This window comes from Lentihominibacter hominis, from assembly GCF_014385065.1.
Classification (GTDB): domain Bacteria; phylum Bacillota; class Clostridia; order Peptostreptococcales; family Anaerovoracaceae; genus Lentihominibacter; species Lentihominibacter hominis.
In genome coordinates this window covers 423,724-448,515 of sequence record NZ_JACRTA010000003.1, presented here as the reverse complement: position 1 = coordinate 448,515, position 24,792 = coordinate 423,724, and the positions used below count along the sequence as shown (strand labels likewise).

The 24,792-nt window shown below is 39.5% G+C and carries 22 protein-coding genes; 17 read left to right on the top strand and 5 right to left on the bottom strand.

Going from position 1 to position 24,792, the window contains the following annotated elements; genetic code table 11:
• The first annotated feature begins 126 nt into the window (after window positions 1-126).
• From H8692_RS10180 to H8692_RS10155, 6 genes are all read left to right on the top strand, one after another.
• Window positions 127-333, top strand: a complete 207-nt coding sequence (locus H8692_RS10180; protein ID WP_243206965.1) for an AbrB/MazE/SpoVT family DNA-binding domain-containing protein — start codon at window positions 127-129, stop codon at window positions 331-333.
• Window positions 330-1,727, top strand: coding sequence for a CHAP domain-containing protein (locus H8692_RS10175; RefSeq protein ID WP_177270165.1), 1,398 nt, complete (start codon window positions 330-332; stop codon window positions 1,725-1,727). Before H8692_RS10180 ends, H8692_RS10175 begins: the two co-directional genes overlap by 4 nt.
• A 79-nt stretch (window positions 1,728-1,806) precedes the next feature.
• The gene (locus tag H8692_RS10170; RefSeq protein WP_177270167.1) at window positions 1,807-3,576 is read left to right on the top strand and encodes a YgiQ family radical SAM protein; all 1,770 of its coding nucleotides are present in this window, start codon (window positions 1,807-1,809) and stop codon (window positions 3,574-3,576) included.
• Window positions 3,573-4,883 carry a DNA methyltransferase gene (locus H8692_RS10165; RefSeq protein WP_177270169.1) on the top strand — a complete coding sequence of 437 codons (1,311 nt, stop codon included), beginning with the start codon at window positions 3,573-3,575 and terminating at the stop codon, window positions 4,881-4,883. The genes H8692_RS10170 and H8692_RS10165 overlap by 4 nt, the downstream gene beginning before the upstream one ends.
• A 190-nt stretch (window positions 4,884-5,073) precedes the next feature.
• Window positions 5,074-6,672, top strand: coding sequence for a CTP synthase (locus H8692_RS10160; RefSeq protein WP_177270171.1), 1,599 nt, complete (start codon window positions 5,074-5,076; stop codon window positions 6,670-6,672).
• Window positions 6,673-6,701: 29 nt separating this feature from the next.
• Window positions 6,702-7,289 (top strand): hypothetical protein, encoded by a 588-nt coding sequence (locus H8692_RS10155; protein WP_187525628.1) that lies wholly within the window; start codon window positions 6,702-6,704, stop codon window positions 7,287-7,289.
• Between the two features lie 65 nt (window positions 7,290-7,354).
• On the opposite strand, the gene spoIIID is transcribed toward H8692_RS10155, so the two are convergent.
• The gene (gene spoIIID, locus H8692_RS10150) at window positions 7,355-7,612 is read right to left on the bottom strand and encodes a sporulation transcriptional regulator SpoIIID (protein ID WP_177267771.1); all 258 of its coding nucleotides are present in this window, start codon (window positions 7,610-7,612) and stop codon (window positions 7,355-7,357) included.
• Window positions 7,613-7,854: 242 nt separating this feature from the next.
• Here spoIIID and mreB point away from each other — a divergent pair, with 242 nt between their 5' ends.
• From mreB to H8692_RS10120, 6 genes are all read left to right on the top strand, one after another.
• Window positions 7,855-8,877: a rod shape-determining protein gene (gene mreB, locus H8692_RS10145; RefSeq protein ID WP_177267772.1), complete on the top strand. Its 1,023-nt coding sequence runs from the start codon at window positions 7,855-7,857 to the stop codon at window positions 8,875-8,877.
• Complete coding sequence (locus tag H8692_RS10140; protein ID WP_177267773.1) at window positions 8,874-10,001, top strand: THUMP domain-containing class I SAM-dependent RNA methyltransferase; 1,128 nt, start codon at window positions 8,874-8,876, stop codon at window positions 9,999-10,001. The genes mreB and H8692_RS10140 overlap by 4 nt, the downstream gene beginning before the upstream one ends.
• Before the next feature lie 122 nt (window positions 10,002-10,123).
• Window positions 10,124-11,119 carry an ornithine carbamoyltransferase gene (argF, locus tag H8692_RS10135; RefSeq protein WP_177267774.1) on the top strand — a complete coding sequence of 332 codons (996 nt, stop codon included), beginning with the start codon at window positions 10,124-10,126 and terminating at the stop codon, window positions 11,117-11,119.
• Between the two features lie 92 nt (window positions 11,120-11,211).
• Window positions 11,212-12,429 carry an arginine deiminase gene (gene arcA / locus H8692_RS10130; protein ID WP_177267775.1) on the top strand — a complete coding sequence of 406 codons (1,218 nt, stop codon included), beginning with the start codon at window positions 11,212-11,214 and terminating at the stop codon, window positions 12,427-12,429.
• A gap of 11 nt (window positions 12,430-12,440) precedes the next feature.
• Complete coding sequence (arcC, locus tag H8692_RS10125; RefSeq protein WP_177267776.1) at window positions 12,441-13,388, top strand: carbamate kinase; 948 nt, start codon at window positions 12,441-12,443, stop codon at window positions 13,386-13,388.
• Window positions 13,389-13,522: 134 nt separating this feature from the next.
• Window positions 13,523-14,140, top strand: coding sequence for a CYTH domain-containing protein (locus H8692_RS10120; RefSeq protein ID WP_177267777.1), 618 nt, complete (start codon window positions 13,523-13,525; stop codon window positions 14,138-14,140).
• A 67-nt stretch (window positions 14,141-14,207) separates the two neighbouring features.
• On the opposite strand, the gene mnmM is transcribed toward H8692_RS10120, so the two are convergent.
• The 4 genes from mnmM to H8692_RS10100 form a co-directional block, all read right to left on the bottom strand.
• Entirely contained in the window at window positions 14,208-14,786 is a 579-nt protein-coding gene (gene mnmM, locus H8692_RS10115) for a tRNA 5-(aminomethyl)-2-thiouridylate-methyltransferase MnmM (RefSeq protein ID WP_177267778.1), read from the bottom strand.
• 145 nt (window positions 14,787-14,931) lie between these two features.
• Window positions 14,932-16,437: a Na+/H+ antiporter NhaC family protein gene (locus H8692_RS10110; protein ID WP_177267779.1), complete on the bottom strand. Its 1,506-nt coding sequence runs from the start codon at window positions 16,435-16,437 to the stop codon at window positions 14,932-14,934.
• A gap of 22 nt (window positions 16,438-16,459) precedes the next feature.
• A complete protein-coding gene (locus tag H8692_RS10105; protein ID WP_187525627.1) occupies window positions 16,460-17,575 on the bottom strand; it encodes an alanine racemase in 1,116 nt (371 codons plus the stop codon).
• A gap of 2 nt (window positions 17,576-17,577) precedes the next feature.
• Window positions 17,578-18,864 (bottom strand): cysteine desulfurase-like protein, encoded by a 1,287-nt coding sequence (locus tag H8692_RS10100; protein ID WP_177267780.1) that lies wholly within the window; start codon window positions 18,862-18,864, stop codon window positions 17,578-17,580.
• Window positions 18,865-19,051: 187 nt separating this feature from the next.
• Here H8692_RS10100 and H8692_RS10095 point away from each other — a divergent pair, with 187 nt between their 5' ends.
• The 5 genes from H8692_RS10095 to clpX all read left to right on the top strand — a co-directional run bounded on the left by H8692_RS10095 (window position 19,052) and on the right by clpX (window position 24,607).
• Window positions 19,052-20,254 (top strand): PucR family transcriptional regulator, encoded by a 1,203-nt coding sequence (locus H8692_RS10095; protein WP_177267781.1) that lies wholly within the window; start codon window positions 19,052-19,054, stop codon window positions 20,252-20,254.
• Between the two features lie 121 nt (window positions 20,255-20,375).
• Window positions 20,376-21,272 (top strand): YitT family protein, encoded by an 897-nt coding sequence (locus H8692_RS10090; protein ID WP_187525626.1) that lies wholly within the window; start codon window positions 20,376-20,378, stop codon window positions 21,270-21,272.
• 139 nt (window positions 21,273-21,411) lie between these two features.
• Complete coding sequence (gene tig / locus H8692_RS10085) at window positions 21,412-22,695, top strand: trigger factor (RefSeq protein WP_177267783.1); 1,284 nt, start codon at window positions 21,412-21,414, stop codon at window positions 22,693-22,695.
• Window positions 22,696-22,719: 24 nt separating this feature from the next.
• Entirely contained in the window at window positions 22,720-23,301 is a 582-nt protein-coding gene (clpP, locus tag H8692_RS10080) for an ATP-dependent Clp endopeptidase proteolytic subunit ClpP (RefSeq protein WP_187525625.1), read from the top strand.
• A gap of 16 nt (window positions 23,302-23,317) precedes the next feature.
• On the top strand, window positions 23,318-24,607 hold the full coding sequence (clpX, locus tag H8692_RS10075) for an ATP-dependent protease ATP-binding subunit ClpX (protein ID WP_177270702.1): 1,290 nt from the start codon (window positions 23,318-23,320) through the stop codon (window positions 24,605-24,607).
• Window positions 24,608-24,792 lie beyond the last annotated feature (185 nt).

Genomic DNA, 24,792 nt, shown 5'->3' with positions numbered 1-24,792 from the left:
GTGATGATATGAATAAATATCATCACCGATTTTTTTCTTTTTATGACATTTTTTCTTGTTTTTTTATGTAAAAAGATGGTACAATTCATTTCAGTAAGAAATTAAGAAAGTAGGAATTTCCTACCAATGAAAATGATAACTGAATTGAGAAGAAAGTCTCAGATAACCATTCCCAAAGGAATTGTAACAAAGCTCAATTTAAAGGAAGGGGATAGTCTGGAAATATATGAAAAGGACGGTGAGATAAGGATCGTTCCTGTTTGTGTATATCCGGTAGGTTATATTGAAGGATTGAAAAGGGAAATCGAACGCTTGAGAAAGGATCACAGATGAAGAAATTATTTTCACTGATAATATCATTCATAATTGCCGTTTCTATCGTAATGCCGCTGACAACGACAGAAAGCAATGCGGCGTTCAGTGCAAGGACAACCGTTCCGTCATATAGTTCTGCAGCGGGAAAGACTTATTATTATACGAATAATAATATATTTTACAGTTCAGGATACGGTCCTAATCAGGTTAAAAGGTCTGACGGAAAGTATGTCACCGGTAACTGTACTTGGTATGCCTATGGCAGAGCCAGTGAGATATTGGGAAAAAATCTCAATACAAACTTCAGGTGGGATGCATCCAGGTGGTGGGACATAAATAAACAGGGAAATTATTATCCATATGGCAGCACGCCTAAAGTGGGCGCTATAGCCTGTTATGATTCTCATGTAGCCATAGTTGAAAAAGTTGTTAATGGTAAACCTTATGTATCGGAATCAAGCTGGACTTTGTCGGCATCTAAGCCTACGACTGCCGATCAGCTGGTCTTTCATTATGGTTCTCCATGGAGCAATTCTCTTAAAGGTTACATCTATATCACAGATACGGATTCTTCATCGTCTTCGGAAGTTAAAAATGTAGATTACAGTGTTAAAATAACGGCCAAAGATCTTAATATGAGGACGGGACCTGGAACTGAATACAGCCGTATAGGCTATGTTAAGAAGGGGACTTATAAAGCCAGTCAGGAGTGCGGAAACTGGGTTAAATTGGCTGACAGTGGCTATTGGGTTTGTATGAGTTATGTAACCAAGGTGAATACTTCTTCTGAAAACGTTGTTGATACAGGAACAGATGCTAATTATCGAGTAAAAATCTCTGCGGTAAATCTCAATATGAGACTTGGTCCGAGTACAAGCTATAAGAGCAAAGGATATATAACCCCGGGAAATTATACGATAATCAAGACATCAGGCGATTGGGGAAAAGTTAAGGAAACGGGTTACTGGGTAGCTCTTAAGTATACTTCAAAGATAAATTCATCTTCTTCTGAAAGTTCCGGAAACGGATCATCTTCTTCCAGCGGTACATATAAAGTGGAGATAAACACGCTGGCGCTCAGAATGAGGACGGGTCCGGGGACTGAGTACAGCATGAAAGGTCTGCTTCTTATAGGGACACAGTGCACTATAAAAGCTAATAAAAACGGCTGGGGACAGTTGGCGGAGAATGGCTACTGGATCAAACTTTCGTATACCGTTCCCGTAGATGGTGAATATAATGTAAAGGTAACGGCGAAAGACCTCAATATGAGAACAGGTCCCGGAATTTTTTATACCAGAAAAGGTTATATAAAACCGGGTACTCATACTATAGTTGAAACAGACGGAGGTTGGGGTAAAGTAAAGAGCAACGGTTACTGGATAAAGTTATCATATACTACAAAGATATAGTATGTTATAATATAGCCTGCTTTAGTAAGCAGGCTATTGATTTTTTTGAACAGCTATTTTATCAGATTTGGGTGATTGAATGTTTTTGCCGGTGAATAAAAAGGATATGGAAGACAGAGGATGGGCGCAGGCTGATTTTGTGCTGATAACGGGTGATGCTTATGTAGATCACCCTTCTTTTGGAACGGCGATTATAAGCAGGATTTTGGAATCACACGGATTTAAGGTGGCTATACTTTCGCAGCCTGACTGGAAGAGTACAGAGGATTTTAAACGATTTGGAAAACCAAGGCTCGGTTTTCTTATAAACAGCGGAAATGTGGATTCCATGGTGAACCATTATTCTGTATTCAAACACAGAAGAAAAAGGGATGTGTATTCTCCGGGAGGCAAAACCGGAAAACGACCTGACCGCGCTGTTATAGTATACAGCAATAGAGCCAGAGAAGCGTATAAAGATATTCCTGTGATAATAGGGGGTCTTGAAGCAAGTCTTAGGAGACTTGGGCATTATGATTATTGGGATGATAAGGTTCGAAGGTCCATACTGATGGATTCGCGAGCAGACATTCTGATATATGGCATGGGTGAAAGAGCTGCTGTGGAGATTGCTGAGGCTTTAGATGCAGGAATACCTGTCGCAGAGATAGGATGGATAAGGGGAACGTGTGTAAGAAGCAAGTCTCCTGACATACAGGAAGGTGATATAGTTCTTCCTGAGTTTTCTGAGATAGCCTTATCTAAAGAGAGCTACTGCAGAAGCTTTGCAAAGCAGTACAGAAGTAATGACTCTGTACTCGGAATTCGTCTTATTGAGAAGTACGATAAAAACAATTATGTAGTCCAGAATCCCCCTCAGGAACCTCTTGAACAAGAGGAGTTGGACATGCTCTATGATTTGCCTTATATGCGTGATTATCACCCTTCTTATGAAAAAGAGGGAGGCGTTCCTGCTATAGAAGAGGTCAAGTTCAGCATAACAGCTAACAGAGGATGTTTTGGAGGGTGTGCTTTCTGTGCGATAACATATCATCAGGGGCGTGAAGTCAGAGCAAGAAGCAAAGAATCTGTTGTGAAGGAGGCTGGGCTGCTGAAACAGCAGAAAGGTTTTAAAGGGTATATACATGATATAGGTGGACCTACAGCTAATTTTAGAAAGCCTTCATGCCGAAAACAGGAAAGACACGGTATGTGTCAGCAAAAGGACTGTCTTTATCCTGAGCCATGTAGCCAGCTGGAGGTAGATCACAGTGAATATATGGATATTCTGAAAACAGTAAGAGAGATGGACGGCATAAAAAAGGTTTTCATTCGTTCGGGCATAAGATATGATTATCTTCTGGCAGATAAAGATCAGAGTTTTCTTAAGGAGTTATGCCGGCATCATGTAAGCGGGATACTGAAGGTAGCTCCGGAGCATATTTCACCAGGTGTCCTCAAGAACATGAGAAAACCTGCCAAAGAAGTGTTTGAACAGTTCAGTGACAAGTATAAAGCTATTAATAAAAGTTTGGGCATGAAACAATATATGGTACCCTATTTTATATCATCTCACCCGGGGAGCAGTCTCAAGGATGCGGTGGAGCTTGCTATATATATGAAAAAGACAGGATTCATACCGGATCAGGTGCAGGACTTTTATCCTACTCCGGGAACATTGGCAACCTGTATGTATTACACAGAAAGAGATCCTTTTACTATGGAAAAAATATATGTAGCTAAAACAGAAGAAGAGAAGAAAATGCAGAGAGCACTGCTACATTTCAATAAAAAGGAAAACTATAGTCTTGTAAAGAAAGCGTTAAAGAAAGCGGGGAGAGAAGATTTGACGGAGGTATTGCTCAGATGACGCTGTTTGAAGATGTTAAGGCTGCTTTTAATGAAGGGCTCAGACAGTTTGAGCTTATCATGGCAGAAAATGAGGAAGAATATCATATTTCTGAAGTTTATAATGGGGGCGGAATCGGAAAAGTGATACATGGAGATAATCTGTCACTGATGATAAATATGATAAGACAGGGGATGAGCGGCAGCTTACAGTTGATATATGTAGATCCGCCGTTTTTTTCTAATGAGAAATATCAGGCATCTGTCAGGATTATATCAGAGCGGATAGGCGCTGCTGATATTTTGAGGATAGGTGCTTATGATGACCGCTGGAGCCGGGGGCTTAGAGAGTACCTTACGATGTTGACTGTTAGGTTTCTTTTGATGAGGGAACTTCTCTCTGACAGAGGGTGTTTGTGGGTTCATCTGGACTGGCATGTAGTACATTATGTTAAGATAATAATGGACGAGATTTTTGGCGCCGATAATTTTATCAATGAGGTGGTGTGGACATATAAATCCGGGGGTGCCAATAAACGAAGTTTTGCAAGAAAACATGACAATCTTCTTTTTTATGCAAAGGGAAAGGAATATCTTTTTAAAACTCAGAAAGAGAAGTCATATAACAGGGAGTATAAGCCGTACAGATTCAAAGGTATAGAAGAATTTTGCGATGATATGGGCTGGTACACCTTGGTCAATATGAAAGATGTGTGGAGTATAGATATGGTAGGAAGAACGTCTGTAGAGAGGAGTGGATATGCTACTCAGAAACCGGAGAAGTTACTGGAACGCATAATAAAATCATGCAGCGATGAAGGAGACTTGTGTGCTGATTTTTTTGCAGGCTCAGGTACATTGGGAGCTGTGTGCCGGAAGCTGGGAAGAAAATGGATAATGTGTGATGAAAGCAGACTTTCGGTATCCTGTCAGATTGAAAGACTGGGACGTCAGGGTGAATGCTTTGATGTTGAAAGATTTGAGCCTGAAATATGTGAGAACAGAGGAGAGATTATTCTGTCATTTAAAGATAACAGGATAGCGCTTGAACAGTATACTGTGAAAATCATGGATGATAAAAAAGGCGAATGTCTTGATGTGAAGGCTATCGAGCTTATAAAAAAATATTTGGAGGGAGACAGCCTCAGTCTGGTGAAATTCTGGAGCGTGGATTTTGATTATGATGGCAGGGTTCACAGAGCTGATAAGATTATGAAGCGCGGTGAAACAAGCTGTGAGACAGATGAATTTTCAGCGGGAGATAAAATAAGCGTTTGCGGATATGATGTGATGGGAAACAGGTTTTTTGCAGTAATTAGGGCTGATTAAAAAAAAGTTGCGTGAAAGAATACTCTGATGTATAATATCAGAGTAATTTTGTGCACAAAGAGATATATAAGAATAAGGAAGACGGCAATGTTTTGGGGTCTGGATTATCCTTCTCACCCGAAAAAGCCAGAAACCTTATCTTTTTTCTTTTTTGTGCATTTTTAATGTGAATTAAAGGAAGGTGGGGAATGTGAAGAAATATATTTTTGTTACAGGTGGTGTAGTTTCAGGATTGGGAAAAGGAATAACAGCGGCATCTCTGGGACGTCTGCTTAAGGATAGAGGAATCCGTGTTTCTGCTCAAAAGCTGGATCCGTATATAAATGTAGATCCCGGAACAATGAGCCCTTATCAGCATGGTGAAGTATACGTTACTGAGGACGGAGCAGAGACTGATCTTGATCTTGGCCATTATGAAAGATTCATAGATGAGAATCTTAATAAATACTCTAATCTGACTACCGGTAAAGTATACTGGAATGTTTTGAATAAGGAAAGAGAGGGGCAGTATCTTGGGAGTACTGTTCAGGTGATACCCCATATAACCAACGAAATAAAAGAATTCATATATAGTGCAGGAAAAAGAAGCGATGCCGAGGTGATGATAACAGAAATTGGCGGAACTGTGGGTGATATAGAAAGCCAGCCATTTTTGGAAGCCATAAGGCAGATATCTTTGGAGCAAGGAAAGGAAAATTGCCTTTTTATTCATGTTACTCTGGTTCCGTATCTTAAAAGTTCCGGCGAACATAAGTCCAAACCTACTCAGCATTCAGTAAAAGAGTTGCAGACAATGGGTATTTCTCCTGATATAATAGTTATGAGGTCAGATGAACCTATAGATAAAAGCATCAGAGAAAAAATATCTTTGTTCTGTAATGTTAAACCTGATTGTGTAATAGAGAATATGACTTTGCCTGTTTTGTACGAAGCTCCTATTATGCTTGAGAAATCAGGGTTTTCACAGATCGTTTTAAGAGAGCTGGGAATTAATGCAGGACCATGTGAAATGACAGAATGGAAGAGTATGATAGAAAGAATAAAAGCCAGAACAGAGTATGTGAAAATAGCTGTCGTAGGCAAATATGTCAAGCTTCATGATGCATATCTTTCTGTGGCGGAAGCTCTTAAACACGGAGGTTATGAAAACGGATGCCATATAAACATAAAATGGGTTGAAGCAGAGGATGTAACAGAAAATTCTGTGAAGGATATTTTCAAAGATATAGATGGGATACTGGTTCCGGGAGGATTTGGAGACAGAGGTATAGAGGGGAAGATAAACGCAGCCAGATATGCGCGTGAGAATTATATACCGTATTTTGGTATATGTCTGGGTATGCAGATTGCCGTAATAGAATTTGCGAGGAATATACTGGGAATAAAAGATGCCGATTCCGGTGAGTTTAATGAAAGCTGTTCTCATAAGGTTATAGATTTTATGCCTGATCAGTCGGCAGATATTCATAAAGGCGGCACCATGCGTCTGGGTGCATATCCATGTGTGGCGGCCGAAGGCAGCATAATTGAGAAAGCTTACGGAACAAAAAATATATCTGAGAGGCACAGACATAGATATGAATTCAACAATGATTACAGAAAAGATTTTGAAGAGGCGGGTATGAAAATATCCGGCACATCACCGGACGGACGGCTCGTAGAGGCGGTGGAGATAACAAAGCATCCTTATTATGTAGGCGTACAGTATCATCCGGAATTCAAAAGCAGACCGAACAAAGCGCATCCTCTGTTCAGAGAATTCATAAAAGCTGCGTACGAGAATAGATAGAATAAATACAGGAGGAAACATAAGAAAATATGTATATCAGAAACAATACTCTTGCGGTTATTTTCAGAGTAATTTTTATAATAGTGTGTGGGGCTGGCATTGTAATGAAATTAATGAGCATTGGTTTTGCCTTCAATACTGTACTGAGTGATTTCGCTCTTGTAGTTAATACTCTGGCACTTGTATATTTTGCATATTTGATAATCGCAAGGCCCGGATATGAACGGGGAGCTCTTCGGGGTGCTGTCACAATATATATGATAGTAATTTTCATAGTGTATTATTTTGTGTATTTCGGGGCTTCTGTATCACAGCCGTACGGTTTGTCTGTTGCGGGATATCTGCTTTATTTCGTATCTCCCGTTATGGCTGTATTTGACTATATTCTGTTTTGCAGAAAGGGAGAATTTACTGCATACAGCCCTGCTATATGGACGTTGATTCCCGTACTGTTTAACTTTTTAGTGTTTGCTGTAAACAAGATCGGATTATATATTCAGCCGGTGCCTTATTTTAATTTGATGGGAATGAATATGGTCGTGACGCTGTTTATGTTTTTGGGGATAAGTTACCTTTTGTTTGTTGTGGATAATATGATGGCGGGAAGACGAAAATAGATGTAATGTTGTTTGATATTTCAAGGAGGCAGTCTCAAATTTTATGTTGAGGCAGCCTCCTGTTTTTATCTCTGATGAATATGTAAGTATTTTTCTTTGGTAGCAAGACCGCCTCTGATGTGACGTTCGGCTTTGTTATTATCCAAGACTTCCTTTACTTCGGCGGCAAGCCCGGGATTTATTTCATGAAGCCTTTCGGTAATATCTTTGTGTACCGTGGATTTCGAAACCCTGAATTTGGCGGCTGTGCTTCTCACCGTTGCGCCGGTCTCAATGATATAATGGGCAAGCTCCAGCACCCGCTCCTCGATATAATCTTTCATAGTATTGACAGTTCACCACCCTATAATTTATTAACTTTAGCAGTCAAAACAATATATGTTTCAATTTTAAAAATATACTTGCTTTAGATTTTTTGTTAAAGAATAGGTATTTGCGTGGCAAGCTGCACACATCAAGCTGATGTTTTTAGTTATATACATATAAGAACAGATTTTTAGTGTAAATTTTATTTGTATGGCAAAACTAATCAATAACTGATAAAATGAAAGGAACGGGTGTTAATATGGTATTTAACGAAGAAGTCGGAATAGATCTGGGAACGGCAAATGTTTTGATATATGTAGACGGTAAAGGCATCGTGTTGGAAGAGCCGTCTGTAGTGGCTGTTAATAAAGATACTAAAGAGATTCTTGCAGTGGGAAGCGAGGCCAAGCGGATGATAGGAAGAACTCCGGGCAATATTGCTGCTGTAAGACCTCTCAGAGAAGGTGTTATTTCCGATTATGATATTACTGAGAAGATGCTGCAGTATTTTATAAAAAAAACGTGTGGAGGAAATAGATTTTTTAAACCCAGACTTGTGGTATGTGTGCCAAGCGGAGTGACTGAAGTAGAAAAGAGGGCAGTGAAAGAAGCTGCGCTTCAAGCAGGCGGACGGGCGGTATACCTTATAGAGGAGCCTGTAGCCGCTGCCATAGGGGCTGGCATAGATATTACTGCGCCGGAAGGAATTATGATAATAGATATAGGAGGAGGAACTACTGATATAGCAGTTATTTCCATGGGAGGTATAGTTACAAGTTCATCTGTAAAAATAGCAGGAGATAAATTTGATGATTATATAATCAAATATATGCGCAAGAAATATAATCTTTTTATCGGAGAGCGTATGGCAGAAAAACTTAAGCGTGAGATAGGAATGGCTTTTTCGCAGGAAGAATCTTTAACAACATTGTGTAAGGGCCGTGATCTTGTTACCGGGCTTCCGAGAACTGTGGAGGTAAGATCAGAAGAGATACTTGAAGCATTAGAGGAACCTTTGGATGTCATATGTGAGGCTACTCACGGAGTCTTGGAAAAAACTCCTCCTGAGCTGGCTGCCGATGTAGGAGAAAGAGGTATTGTAATAACAGGCGGAGGAGCTCACTTAAGGGGCCTTGACAGGCGTATAGAAGAACGTACAGGCATAAAAACGGTTGTAGCGGATGATGCAGATTTCTGTGTTGTCAGAGGTACCGGTGAATCACTTAAATTTATAGATGTGATAAGCAGAAACAGTTTAAATAGGAGAGAAACTTATATATGAGATTGGAACTTATAGCGACAGCAACATTTGGATTAGAAGCGGTAGTAAGAAGAGAAGTAGAAGCTTTGGGGTATAAGGTAATAAAGACGGAGGATGGCAAAGTAACATATCTTGGGGATGAGAGGGCCATAGTGCGGTCTAATCTGTGGCTTCGGAGCGCTGACAGAGTACTGCTTAAAATTGCTGAATTTGAAGCAGATGAATTTGAATCGCTTTTTCAGCAGATTAAGGCGCTTGCATGGGAGCAGTTTATACCGGCGGACGGAAAATTTACAGTGACAGGTTCGTCAGTCAAGTCAAAACTCCATAGCGTACCCGCATGTCAGAAAATCGTGAAAAAAGCAATCGTAGAAAAACTGAAAGAATTTTATGATGTAGATGTATTTGAGGAAAGCGGAGCTCAATATACTGTGAAAGCAACTTTATTAAAAGACCGGGTAACGGTAACCATTGATACCAGCGGAATCGGACTTCATAAAAGAGGCTACAGGCAGTCTGATGTAGCTGCCCCTATAAAGGAGACGCTGGCGGCAGCTCTTATACAGCTTTCCTTTTGGAATGACGGCAGGATTCTTATAGATCCATGCTGCGGATCGGGAACTATACCTATCGAAGCAGCTATGATAGGCAAGAATATTGCTCCGGGGCTCAACAGATCTTTTGCATGTGAAGATTGGGAAATAATAGATAAAACTATATTGAAAGAAGAAAAAAAACGAGCTTTTAGTGCTATCAAGACAGATATAAAACTTCAAATATATGGCTTTGATATAGATAAAAAGGCTGTTTTGGCAGCCAGACAGAATGCTGAAGAGGCAGGTGTAGATGACTGCATAGTATTTGGAAAAAACGATGTGGCAAATCTGAGATCTGCAGGGAAAAACGGTATAATCGTAACAAATCCTCCTTATGGAGAAAGAATAGGCGAACAGAAGCAGATAGAAAGTGTTTATCAGGCGTTTAACAAATTTTTTAAAATTAATCCTGATTGGTCTCTTTTTATGATAACTACAGATAAGGCTGCTGAGGAAAAAGTTATGGGGAGAAAAGCTGACAGACGCAGAAAGCTGTATAATGGAAGGCTTGAAACATGCTATTATCAGTTTCATGGAAAAAAGGCATGAGTTTCTGATGTGGTGTGATTGATATCCAAAGTATAATAAATTTTACTTAGATGGTTAATAATATGATATTATAGTGGCATATCAGACGAAAAATTTTGATTGAGAATAAAGGAGAATGAAAAATGGCTGTTAATTTGAAAGGAAGAAGTTTTTTAACACTTATGGATTTTACACCTGAGGAAATCAGGTATCTGTTGGACTTGTCAAGAGATCTTAAAGCAAAGAAAAGAGCTGGGATAAAAAATGAAGTTTTAAAAGGCAAGAATATTGTTCTTCTTTTTGAGAAGACATCCACCAGAACAAGATGTTCATTTGAAGTGGCTTGTCATGATGAAGGTGCATGTGTTACGTTTCTGGATTCAAAAAGTTCTCAGATGGGTAAAAAAGAAAGTCTTGAAGACTCGGCAAAGGTTCTGGGAAGGTTTTTTGACGGAATAGAATACAGAGGATATGAGCAGAGTGTTGTTGAGGATCTTGCTAAATATTCGGGCGTTCCTGTATGGAATGGTCTCACAGATGTTGATCACCCTACTCAGATACTGGCGGACATGCTTACTATAGAGGAGCATATAGATAAGCCTCTCAATAAGGTAAAAGTGGTATTCTGCGGGGATGTGAGAAATAATATGAGTTATGCATGGATGTACGGATGCGCTAAAATGGGTATGCATTTTGTAGCTTACGGTCCTGATGAACTTGCAAAGCAGATGGATGAAAAGATAATCTCCGAAGTTAAAAAAGTTGCTGAAAAGACAGGTGCAGTGATTGAGATATCTTCTTCAGAGAACTGCCTGAAAGATGCAGATGTTATCTATACCGATATATGGGCTTCTATGGGTGAAGAAGAGGAGATACCTGAGAGAGTAAAGCTGCTCACTCCATATAAGGTGACTATGGAAATGCTTGATAAAACGGAAAATCCCGATGTTATTTTCCTCCATTGCCTTCCGTCTTTTCATGATTTTGAAACTGATATGGCCAGAGAACAAAAAGAAAAGGGCTACGATATAAGAGAAGTAACAGATGAAGTATTCAGAAGCAGACATTCCAAAGTATTTGATGAAGCAGAAAACAGAATGCATACAATAAAAGCGGTTATTGTTGCAACAATAGGATAAAGCCTTTTTCCGGACTTAAGTTAGGTAAAAAACTCAAGGAGGCGGAGCTTATCTGCTTTCGGAGATAATAAACAGACGAAAGGAAAATTTTAATGAAACCCGGAATAAACAATTATTCAGAAATAGGCAAATTAAATAAGGTACTTCTTCACAGGATAGGGAATGAAATAGAAGGTTTGGTCCCTGATAATTTTGAGCGCCTGTTGTTTGATGATATCCCTTATCTCAAAGTTGCTCAGCAGGAACATGATAAATTTGCTGATCTTCTGAGAGCGAATGATGTTGAAGTGATCTATTATGTGGATGAAACTGTGAAAGCGCTGAAAGACAGGAAGGTCAGACAGGAATTTATTAGAAAATTCGTAAGTGAAAGTGATATACACTCGGAAGCGGTAAAAGAAGCTCTTGAAGAATATCTTATGGGAATGACTGTAAAAGAGATGGTGGAAAAGGTAATATCGGGAGTAAAGAAAAGTGAGCTTGACGTAAAATCCAATTCTCTTGCTGACTATATTTCGTCGGGATATCCGTATTATACAGATCCTATGCCGAATCTTTACTTTACAAGGGATCAGGGGGCCTGTGTGGGAAACGGAGTCAGTATTCATCATATGAGTACCATGGCAAGAAGACGGGAAGCTTTATTGCTTCAGTATATGTTTAAGTACAGCAAGTCTTTTGCTCCGGATGGAACTAATCTCTGGTATGATTACGATCAGGCTTATTCCATCGAAGGTGGAGATGTACTGGTGCTGTCTGACGAGATAGTGGCAATAGGCTTGTCTCAGAGAACAACAGTTGCGGGAATAGAGCAGTTTGCCAAGAATATATTGGATGAATCTACTTTCCAGAAGATACTTGTATTTGATATTCCGAAGTGCAGAGCGTTCATGCATCTTGACACTGTATTCACTATGGTGGATTTTGACAAGTTTACTATTCATCCGGAGATAGAAGGACCGCTTCAGCTTTTTGAGATAACCCTCGGAAAGGACGGCAACGCTCGTTTCAACAGCATACAGGACGAACTTGAAAATATTCTCAAAATAGAGTTGGGGCTTCCGGCTGTTGATCTCATAAGATGCGGCGGAAACGACGCTCAGGCGGCTCAGAGAGAACAATGGAACGATGGATCCAATACCTTAGCCATTGCTCCGGGAACTGTTGTAACATATGAGAGAAATTATGTTACAAACGATCTTCTTGATAAAAAAGGCGTTAAGGTTCTTACTATTCCAAGCTCTGAGCTGTCAAGAGGAAGAGGCGGTCCAAGATGTATGAGTTGTCCTGTAAACAGAGATGATTTATAGGAGAAAATGATATGAGTACAGAGAAAATCGTGGTGGCTTTAGGCGGTAATGCTTTGCAGTCGGGGAATGGCCCGGCTACGGCGCAATCTCAGCTTGAAGTCGTAAGAAAAACTTGTGAGCATATTGCTGCCATAAGCGCTATGGGGTACGAAATAGCGGTGGTTCACGGTAATGGGCCTCAGGTAGGCCGTATAGTGATGGCATCAGAAGCTGCTGACCAGGTAACGCCTGCGATGCCATTTGATGTCTGCGGAGCTATGTCTCAGGGATATATAGGCTATCACATACAACAGTGTCTCAAATATGCCCTTAATAAAAGCAACAGAAACATTCCTGTTGTGACAGTGGCTACGCAGATGATAGTGGATGCCAAGGATCCTGCTTTCAGTAATCCTACAAAGCCTATAGGTCCGTTTTATACACAGGAAGAGGCCAAGGTGCTTGAGCAGGAAAGAGGTTATATTATGAAAGAGGATTCAGGGAGAGGCTACAGAAGAGTTGTGGCCTCACCGCTTCCTCAGAGGATCGTTGAGATAGAGGCTGTGAAGCAGTTATGGGATCATTCTATAGTTATAACATGCGGAGGCGGGGGGATTCCTGTGATAGAAAATCCGGATGGAACACTTGAAGGTGTAGCAGCAGTCATAGATAAGGATTTTGCGGCAGAGCTTTTAGCGGAAAAAGTTGATGCTGATATATTGATGATACTCACAGAAGTAGAGAAAGTATCTATTAATTTCAAAAAGCCAAATCAACAGGACTTGTCCCGGATGACTCTTGCTGAGGCTGCGCGATATGTGCAGGAAGGCCAGTTTCCGGCAGGAAGTATGCTTCCTAAAGTGGAGGCAGCCATGAAATTTGTTAGAACTTATCCTAACAAAAGGGCTATAATTACATCTCTTGACAAAGCTGTAGAAGCTCTGGACGGTAAAACAGGAACATCCATAACTTTCAATTGAGAGTTATGTAGATTTTCAACTTTTTGTTAAAAAATTATTTACTTGCTTTAAAGAATATTAAGTGATATTATCATAAGGTCAACTTTTCATAGAATAGACAAAACATATATTAATAAGAATCGAGAAGGTAATACATGGAGATAGAATTAAAGTACAGTATACCGACACCGAAGGTGGCGGATGATATTTGGAAAGATAAATTATTCTTCAACTTTGAGGAAATGAATTCCAGAGAAGAGATATGTTTTATCGCTAAGTATTTTGACACATCTGATTGTGATTTGGCGAAACATGACTTGGTATACAGAGTCAGAAAAGAAGGCAGCAAATGGATAGCATCATTGAAGTGGAAGGGATATAATGAAGGCGCTCTTCATAAAAGAGAGGAGATCAATGTTCCTGTAGATGATGATATTCCTGATCCTAAAGTTTTCAAAGAAAGCGAAATGGGAACGGTGCTTATGAAGCTTATAGGAGACAAGCCTTTGGAAAGTTTGCTTGAGACGAGATTTAAAAGAAGACGTTTCAGAATAGATACTCAAAAAGGCATATTTGAATTATCCATAGATCAGGGCGAGATCGTAACGCCTTATGGCAAAGAACCTATTTCTGAAGTCGAGATAGAGCTTTTTTCCGGGGAAACAAAGGAGCTTGAAGCTCTCGGAAAATCGCTCTGTGAAAAGTACAACCTTGAGAAGGAAGAGAGAAGTAAATATTCAAGAGGAATAGCGATAATAAAAGCAAATGTATAATAATATAAAAGGACATATTTTAATATGTCCTTTTTCTATTTAAGTATACATTATGCAAAATAGTAAATTATCGTTTTTTTGTTATGAGAAGTATTTCAGGAGGATTGTTTTTCTGATTTATCATGTTAATATATGCCGCATGGTATTTTTTGCTGTCAAGAGAAGCTGATATATTAAGAAGAGTTTCTTTTTCGTCCTTTCCTTCATCATGACCGCTGTACATTGTTATACATATAAGGCCGTTTGTATCCAGTAGATTTAAGGCTTTTTTTACAGCAATTACAGTTGAGCTATTTGATGTTGCAATGTTCTTGTTTCCGCCGGGAAGATATCCTAAGTTAAATGTGAAAGCTTTTACAGGTTGATTTATATAGAAATCTATATTTTCATGTGAATCACAGATAAGCTGAATGGAACCGTCATCCAGGCGACTTTGATATCCGTTTGCCATAAGCAGCTGACGGGTGTTTAATATTGCCTGATCCATGATATCGAAGGCATAAAGTTTTGCGGGGCATTTTTTTGCCAGATTAAGAGTATCATATCCGTTTCCGCACGTGGCATCCACTAAAATATCTCCTTCTTCTATATAACCTGATGTGATATACATGGCTAGCTGTGTAGTGGTTTGTATTATATTCGACATTTATGTTTCACATCCTTATGATTGCGATAGTAAATTGTCTCCTATATATGCTTATTAAAGCATATATAGGAGAATTTATGAGTTTTATGTATTGTATAATTTATTGTAATTGATGTTTAAGATGATTTCAACAGTATTGTATGCTTCATATTTTATCAGCAGGCTGACTGTTATTGGGGATATTAGCTGCTGAAAGATTTTTCTTGAGATGTACCTGTGGTTCTGCCGGGATAGCAAATTTAGGGATAAAGCGGTCCCATCCTGTCAATGTGAGGATGAGAAGGGAGCCTATTGAAATCCATGCAAAGAAGTTCAGGCTCAATAGATCCATTGCAGTAAACGAAGCCAGAGGATAAACTGCTGCGCAAAGACCGACGTAATAAATATTACACACATGCCAAGGTATAAGTTCGCCTGCCAGAACTCCTATGGCATCGCCATACATGGCGTTTCTGCATCGGAGCTCATACAGGTCTTTTTCATTTCCTTCTACATTATCGTCTACCACTTCTTTTATAACAGGTCCCATCGTAGCCATCTGCGCTTGATCGTCAGACAAAAGCATATTACCTATGATACATAAAACTGCGTTCCAGAACATCAAGTGGCGGACTTTTTTGGAGGCTTTGAGGCAGAATAATGCCAATGGCCTGAAAGCATCCATTTCTCTCATGACTCCTCCGAAGGCTATGACCCACATTACCATGATAACTATCCAGCTGCCTGCATCAGCAAAGGAATCATATATCTGCTGCATGAAATCGCCGAAGGATGTTATAGTTCCTATAAAGGCACCCATTACCGTGGCGCTTACAATACCGGCAGCTAAGCAAGTAAGAGTCGGAAGCCGCAGCACTGCAAGGAGAATTATTATGGCGATAGGTATCATCATCCACAGAGGTATATTTCCGTCCTGAACCTGATTGAGCAGATCCACTGCAGCAGGTCTTTCTTCTTCCAGGGCTGTCCAAGCATTCTGAGGTATGTTTGATATAGCTTGGGATGCGTTTGCAGTTTCAGAAGGAAGCTTCATCACCAAACCAGTAACATAAAAGCATATCGAAGATATAGCTACACAGCCTAAAGACCAAGCAAGCTGCTTTCGGAATCTGTCAACGACTTGGACTTCTTGTATAGCACATGTCATAATAGTAGTGTCTGAAATAAGAGCTACATTGTCGCCAAAAGCTGCACCTCCTGCACATGCGCACATAGTAAGTACAGGATCTCCGCCTACAATGTGGCTCATCCACATGAAAATCGGTATAGTGGCTGCATATGTTCCCCATGATGTACCGGTTCCTACAGATAATATACATGTTACTATAAATGCTATCACAGCAACATTACTTCCACTGATTCCTATTTTTAAAGCAGCCATTATAACACTTGCCCCTACGCCTGTGGTCATGAAGAAAGCTGCTACTCCATAGGCCAGCATAAAGATAAAAAATACCATAATCGCATTTTTGACATTGACCATCGCACTGTCCATGACATCCATGACTTTGCGTTTAGTAGTTATCTTGCATACTATGACAGCGTATAGGAATGCCATCGGAGCAGCCATCAGCATGTCAAATCCTGACATGACCAGCCCACAGAGGACGAAGATAGGCGACAGTTTAAACAACATAATTAGTGCTTTCATTTTTCCTCTCCTTATAAAATCATTAGATTGTTCGGATGTTTACATATCGATTACCTGTAAGATACATGAGAGACGGATAACTGAGGTCGAATTCAAGGATATCGCCTACTGCTATATTTTCGGAGCAGTCTTCAATATCTACAATACAGTGATCGCTGCTGCTTCCGATCACACGTACGCCGCAAGTCCTTGGGAATATTTTATCGTCAAGGGCAAAATCAAGTTTTCCCATCGCAACGAGAGCTCTCTTCCGTACGCCCAGATCTTCGTATTGAGGTTTTCTGCCAAAACAGTCGATAAAAATTTCCCCTACTGGATGTGTTGGCTTTTCTTTTACCTCTATGACTTCTGCTTTCAGAGTAAAGACGTCTTGGTACATAGAATTCATATCAAGTCCCCATATTTCCTTGAGATCGTAAGATAGAAGTATCCCTTCTCCGATCCTCAAATGATTGATACGGCAGGGCATTGTACCGTTTAATACGAGAGGATAGGAACTTGTGGCTCCTCCTGAAATGATCTCCAGTTTTCTTCCGATTTTGGATTCTACTATTTGAGCGATATCTGAAAGTTCTTCCATTTTTTTTGTATTGGGTTTAATAGATCCGTAACATCCCAGATTTGTACCGACTCCTTTAAGGTCAATGTTTTCCAGCTCGTTTTCGATATAGATTGCGGCTTTCGTCAATTCGTGTTTATTCCAAAAACCTTCTCTTAGATCTCCGAGATCTGCCATCAGGATTACCCCATGTCGTTTTTTGAATTTACTACAGGCTTTATTTATGGCTTTTATCACAGATATTTCGCTTTCAAGACTGAGATCTGCGTACATGGCCACCTCTTCTGCTTCTGATATCATAGGTATCCTCACAAGAAGGAATTCTGTATCAGTCATGCCTGAATTCTTCAGATCTATTATCTGATCAATTCTGGATGTGCCCAGCTGTATGCAGCCGGCATCAAGCATAGTTCGGCCTACTTCGGCAATACCGTTGCAGCCTTTGATTATTCCTGCGATTTTGATTGAAGATTTTTTGCAATTGTCTACTGTTATTTTTGCATTATGGTATAGCTTTTTTAGATTTACTGTCACCATAGGATATTGAGTTTTGTTGATACAATTTGTCTGTATAGTCATTTTTATTCTCCAAAGGAATTGTATTCTCCTGCTGCAATTGAGTTTACGGTACTTAACACTCTGTCTATGTCCGCTTCAGTGCAGTAAGGTGCAAGTCCGAGTCTGATGACTCCTCCGCTTTCAGAAAGTCCCATAGCTTCGATAGCTTCTACTGCGTAAAAATCACCGTTCCATGAGTTTATGGCTTTTGATCCGAATATTCTTGTAACAAAATCAGGATTGTATTTATCCATTGTGAATACCACTGTCGGAGTTCTCGGTTCGCCTTCTGCAGGTCCGTAAACATTTACCCCTTCGATTCGGCGGAGGCCTTTTCTAAGTTTTTCAGCAAGAGGAGCTTCATAGGTGTCTATAGCAAGCATACCTGCAACTATATTCTTGCGCCGGCCGTCAAGGCCTCGTAATTCATCGATGAATTCATCGGCATATTTTTCACCCAGAGAAGCGATGAAATTGACGGCCTCCCGGATACCGCAAAGCTGTTCATATTGAGGCGTTCCCATATGGAATTTTCTTGCTCCTTCTTTGATGTCATCTGCTTTTGCATTGTTAAAATCAAGTCTTGCGATGATTTCTTTTTTTAGATAGATGACTCCCATGTGAGGGCCAAACCATTTATACGGTGAGCAGAGAAGGGCATCTGTATCTATGTCTTTTACATCTATCGGAAGATGAGCTGCATAATGTACTGCATCTACGACAGTTATTGCGCCATAACGGTGAGCAGCATCGATAAATTTTTTTACATCTGTGATGGTTCCAAGAGCATTTGAAGCCCAATTTATGGCAACAACTTTAGTTTTTTCTGAAAGTTTGGATTCAAAGTCTTGGAAATCCAGTTGTTGTGTATCAGTATCGAGGCGGACTGTTTTCACGATACAGCCTAACCTTTCTAAAGATTTCCACGGAGCACTGTTGCATCTGTGGTCTATCTCAGTGATTATAAGTTCATCGCCTGGTTTAAACTCTTTTGAAAGGTTAATGGCCAGATTGTAGCAGTTTTGCGTTGAAGAACAGTTAAATCCGATTTCTTCTGGTTCACATCCCAGAAAATCGGCTGCAGCTTCTCTTGCGGATGCTTCAATATTTCTTGCTTGAAGCCCTGCTTTAAAGTTACCGTCTTCATTAGCATTATCGTTTATTAAATATCCTGTGATTGCATTTAATACCTGATGGGGAACTTGGGTACCTCCGGGGCCGTCCAGATATGCGATAGGGATTCCGTCAATTTCGAGGCTGCATGCCGGAAATTGCCTGCGTACTTCTTCTACATCAAATTTAAAACTCATTTTCAGTTACCTCCTGGAATTCAGTTATAAAGTATAGTTTTTATTATATATAGTTTTCAGAATATTTCTATTGTTTAAACTCTATAATTTGCAATCTTACATTTGGACTTTGTACAAATATAAAAAGCAAATAGTTTTTAAAAATATCGAGAGAATGGTATAATAAATAATATAGGAGGATATTCTTATGTTAACTGTTTCGGATTTGATGCTGTCGCCGCTTTTTTCCACTGTAAGGCTTGCTGCGGGTAAAAGTGGGCTGAGTAATAATGTACTTTATATAGGTTTTCTGGATTGGGAAGATTCTGAGCAGATACCTCAATATTTCAATGCGGGAGAAATAGTCATTACGACTTTGCTCAAGGCAAAGGATGACAGGCAGAAAGCGGAGAATTATTTAAAGGCGCTTATAATAAATAATAGTTCAGCTATTTTAATAAAAGATATTTATTATAAAGAAATTTCAAAAGAAATAGAGGAGTTTGCTGAGGAAAAGCATGTTCCGATATTCTTTTTTAGTGATGTTTATATAGATGATATGATCCATGAAGTGAAGAAACAGCTTGAGATCGACAGTGAATCGGCAAATTATGAATCTGTGCTGGATGATATTTTTAATCGGCCTAAAATGTCTGCTGACGAACTGAGACCGCTTATAGGCCAGATAAATCCCTACTTTTACAGAAAGGCTTTTATTTCTGTGTATGTATCAGATGACGATAAGAAATGTTCCGGCAGGATAAATTCGCTGTATGAATATATACATAATAATCGTAATTTGCTTGAGAATATAAAGAGAGAGGGTCTTCATACAGTATATTCACGTCTTATATATAAAAGAGGAATATTGATTATAATATCCTTTGATTCCGATGAGAATGTGAAAATAGAAGAATATGAAAGAGCTTTGCTGAAACGTTTTCTCGCTGATAATAATTTTAAACATACAAGGATAGGAGTGGGATGCGGATACTCCGAACGGGAATTTTCTTTTGCAGTAAGAAATTCTATTTTTGCTAATGTGAATTGTATAATAAATGACAAACCATTTCTATGTTTTGATGAGTCCGACAGTGATTACAGTATGTTTGCGGCCGCAAATGAAGGTTCTGTGCAAAGATGGTGCAAAAAAACAGAGACAGCGTTGTTGTCTCCGGCGGCAAAACATATTCCTCTTTTGGAAACGGTTTTGACATTGGCCAGATGTGGAGGAAATGTGGAACAGGCGTCAAATATCCTCTGCCAGCATAAAAATACGATACGTTACAGAATAGAACGGATAGGAGAAATTTTTGATGCCGAAAATAATATGGTTCTTTACGGCAGACTTTACTTTTTTACCAGGATATATCTTTCTTTTCCTTATCTCAAAATGTTTTTTAATATGTAGAAAATATCAATATAGCCTGTCGAGTTTTTTCTTTTTAATGATATTGAAGCCTCCGGGTATTCATAATATAAAATAATGTAAGGGTGGATATAAAAGTATTTAAGGTCTGGGAGGCGAGAGTATGGGAAAGAAAATAGAGAAAGATATAATTAGAAAAGAGTTTGGTAAATATGGAACTATCTGTATATGTGCTTTTATTTTTGCTTTGAGTATCAATCTGTTTATAGTGCCTCTTGGTCTTTACAGCTCAGGGGTATTGGGCATAGCCCAAATATTGAGAAGTCTCATAGATGATGCGGCGGGTAGCTGTATTCCTCACAGTGTTGACATAGCCGGTATAATAAACTTTATTATCAATATACCATTGTTTTTTATAGCCTTTAGAACAATATCAAAGAATTTCTTTTTTAAGACATTGCTGTCGGTTATTTGTCAGATGGCTTTTATGACGGTAATACATATACCTTCGGAACCTATACTTGAAGATGTACTTGCCAACTGCCTGATAGGAGGCCTCTTGGGAGGAGCTGCAATGGGATTTACCCTTCGTGCATCAGGCTGCGGAGGAGGTCTTGATATTCTTGGTGTTTATTTTACCAAGAAATATGAAAATTTTTCTGTGGGAAAGCTGGGGATTATGGTAAATGCCGGATTATATCTGATTTGCGCAGTACTGTTTGATGTACCCACGGCTATATATTCTGTAATATACACAGCCTGCTTTACTTTGGCAGTCGATAAGACACATGTTCAGAATATAAATGTAACTTGTCTCATATTTTCAAAGGAAAAGAATGATGAGATACAGCAAGAAATAATGTCAAAAATGCACAGAGGAATAACGATCTGGCGAGGATCTGGGGCATATACAGGAGAGGAGACTTATATTATGGCAGTTGTTATAAGCAAATATGAAAAAAATCAGATAAAGAACGTCGTCAGAAAAAGTGACAGGAATGCTTTTCTTATATTTTTTGAGGGAACGCATGTCAGCGGTAATTTTGAAAAACGACTGTGATATAATTGTCTGAAATGAAGGAGAACCGTGATATAATACTGAAAAGATAAAGTTTGAATTGCAATTGTCTTTACTTTTCAAGCGAGCAGATGTATAATAATATGAACTATGTGTTTATAATCGAGGAGGATATATATTCATGAAAGCAACATTAATTTCAAAAGAGAACAATGAGGCAAAATTCACTATGGACTTTACGGCAGAGGAATTTGAAAATGCCATAATAAAAGTCTATAAAGCTCAGAAAGATAAATTCAATATCGATGGCTTCAGAAAAGGCAAAGCCCCAAGAAGCATTATAGAAAAGAAATATGGGGAGGGTGTGTTCTTTGAAGATGCCATCAATGATCTTTTCTCGATGAACTATCCTGCTGCATTAGAGGAATTGTCTTTGGATGTTATAGACAGTCCGAGAGCAGAATTCAGCCAGATCAAAAAAGGTGAAGGCTTTACAGTAACTATTACTGTTGCATGCTATCCTGAAATAGAAGTAAAGGATTACAAAGGTGTGGAGATAGAAACTATAAGTTCTGAAGTTACAGATGAGGATATAGATAACGAGCTTAAAGCCAGAGCTAAGAGGAACGCAAGGATGGTGACTGTCGACAGACCTGCAAAGGAAGGCGATACTGTTCTCATCGATTATGAAGGCTGGGTTGGAGATAATCAGTTTGAAGGCGGCACTGCAGAAAGACAGCCTCTTAAATTAGGTTCGGGTACGTTCATTCCGGGGTTTGAAGAGCAGCTGGTTGGTGTAAGCACAGGCGAGGACAAAGATGTGAAAGTTACTTTCCCTGAAGAATACCATGCAGAGGATCTGGCCGGCAAAGAAGCTGTATTCAAGTGTAAAGTACATGAAGTAAAAGAAGAAGAGATTCCTGAAATCAATGATGAATTTGTAAAGGATATAAGTGAATTTGATACATTGGATGAATTTAAGGCTGACATAAAGGAAGAACTTGCTAAGACTAAGGCGGCAAGGGCTGAGAATGCTATGAAAAACAGTGTCTTGGCCAAGGTGTTTGAAGCTAATGATATAGATGTTCCGGATGTTATGGTGGAAAGTGAGATCGACAATATGATGTCAGAGTTTGACCAGCAGCTGAGAAGTCAGGGATTAGATCTTAACACTTATATGCAGTATCTTGGCAAAGAGCCTAAAGATTTTAGAGATGAGCTGAAGGAAGAGGCACATAAGAAAGTTAAAACAAGAATGATCGTAACAGCAGTGGCTGATCAGGAAAAATTTGAGGTTACAGACGAAGAAATCGATCAGGAACTTGAGAATATCGCTAAACAGTATGGATTCGAAGCAGATAAGATGAAAGAAACATTGGGTGTGCAGAATCTTGGCATGATAGCAGGCGATATTAAGGTAAGAAAGGCTGTCGATCTTATGTATGACAGTGCTGTAAAAAAATAAACAGAATATAAGGAGGTCCGGATTATGGCATTAGTACCATATGTTATTGAACAAACCAGCAGAGGAGAAAGGTCTTATGATATTTATTCGAGGCTTTTGAAAGATAGGATAATATTTTTAGGCGAAGCCATAGACGAGCATGTAGCCAGTCTGGTGGTTGCTCAGCTGTTGTTTTTGGAAGCGGAAGATCCGGATAAGGATATAAATATATATATAAACAGCCCCGGCGGTTCTGTAACCGCCGGAATGGCTATATATGATACCATGCAGTATGTTAAGCCGCAGGTATCAACTATATGTGTGGGTATGGCCGCAAGTATGGGGGCTTTCCTGCTTTCAGCAGGAGAAAAAGGAAAACGTTTTGCATTGCCTAATGCAGAAATAATGATACATCAGCCTCTCGGAGGAGTGCAGGGGCAGGCTGAAGATATCAAAATCCATGCCGAGTGGATATTGAAGACAAGAGAAAAACTGAACAGTATATTAAGTGAAAATACCGGACAGCCCTTAAACATTATTGCCAGAGATACAGACAGAGATAATTTCATGTCGGCAGAAGAAGCGATGAGGTATGGCCTTATCGATAGGGTGATAAAGGACAGATAGACGGGGGTGTACATTTATGAGTAAATATGATGAAAACAATGAATTGAGGTGTTCTTTCTGCGGAAAACCTCAAAGTCAGGTAAAGAGATTAATAAGCGGATCAGGGGTATATATCTGTAATGAGTGTATAGATTTGTGCCAGGATATATTGGCTGCGGAAGAGAGCAGAGTTTCCGGAGAAGAAAGCGCTATTACAGGTAGCCCTGAGAAACTGCCAAAACCTAAGGAAATATATGATATTCTTTCAGAATATGTTATAGGTCAGGAAGATGCGAAAAAGGCTCTTTCGGTAGCGGTGTACAATCACTACAAGAGAATAAACTGTGTGCCGGATGGAGATGATGATGTTGAAATACAGAAAAGCAATATTATAATGGTAGGGCCTACGGGATCCGGCAAAACCTTGCTTGCCCAGACTCTTGCCAGAATACTAAATGTTCCTTTCGCCATTGCCGATGCAACAGCTCTTACAGAAGCCGGTTATGTGGGTGAAGATGTGGAGAATATACTCTTAAAGCTGATTCAGGCCGCAGATTATGACATAGAAAAAGCTCAGCGTGGAATAATATACGTTGATGAAATAGATAAGATTTCGAGAAAGTCGGAGAATCCGTCCATTACAAGAGATGTGAGCGGAGAAGGTGTCCAGCAGGCTCTTTTGAAAATACTGGAAGGAACTGTGGCTAATGTACCTCCACAGGGAGGAAGAAAGCATCCGCATCAGGATTTTCTGCAGTTTGATACTACTAATGTGCTGTTCATATGCGGAGGAGCATTTGACGGACTCGACAAGGTGGTTCAGAGAAGGATAGGAGAAAAGACTATCGGTTTCAATTCCAGTATCGAAAACAATAAGATGCAGCAGAAAGATGTTCTTAATCACGTTCAGCCGGAAGATCTGTTGAAATATGGATTAATTCCTGAATTTATAGGAAGACTCCCGGTTCTTGTAACTCTTAAGGAATTGTCGAAGGATGCTCTTATAGAGATAATAACAGAACCTAAAAATGCTTTAATAAAACAGTACAAAAAACTGTTCGCAATGGATGATGTCGATCTTGAAGTCAGAGATGATGCTGTAGAGGCTATCGCTGAAAAGGCTTTGGAGCGCAAGACAGGAGCCAGAGGGCTGAGAGGCATTATGGAAAAAATAATGAACAACATAATGTATGAACTGCCTTCAAGAGATGATGTCGAGAAATGTATAATAACTAGGGAAACCGTAGAAGCGGAAAAGGATCCTGAACTTGTATTAGCAGAGCCTAAAAACGCTAACGCAAAGGAAGCGACAGCAGAAACGGCGTAAAAGAAAAATGACGGGCGGCTTTTGTAAGTCGCCTTCTTTAAACGGAGAAATATTGTTCTGATATTTCTCGTTTATCCCGTTCAGACGGGAATATCAGCATAGTCCGATGAAAAACAGCATAATAGGACTTTGTTTAAAAACGGAGGTTGTGTATGGAAGAGAATAATAAAGAAAATATTGATCTG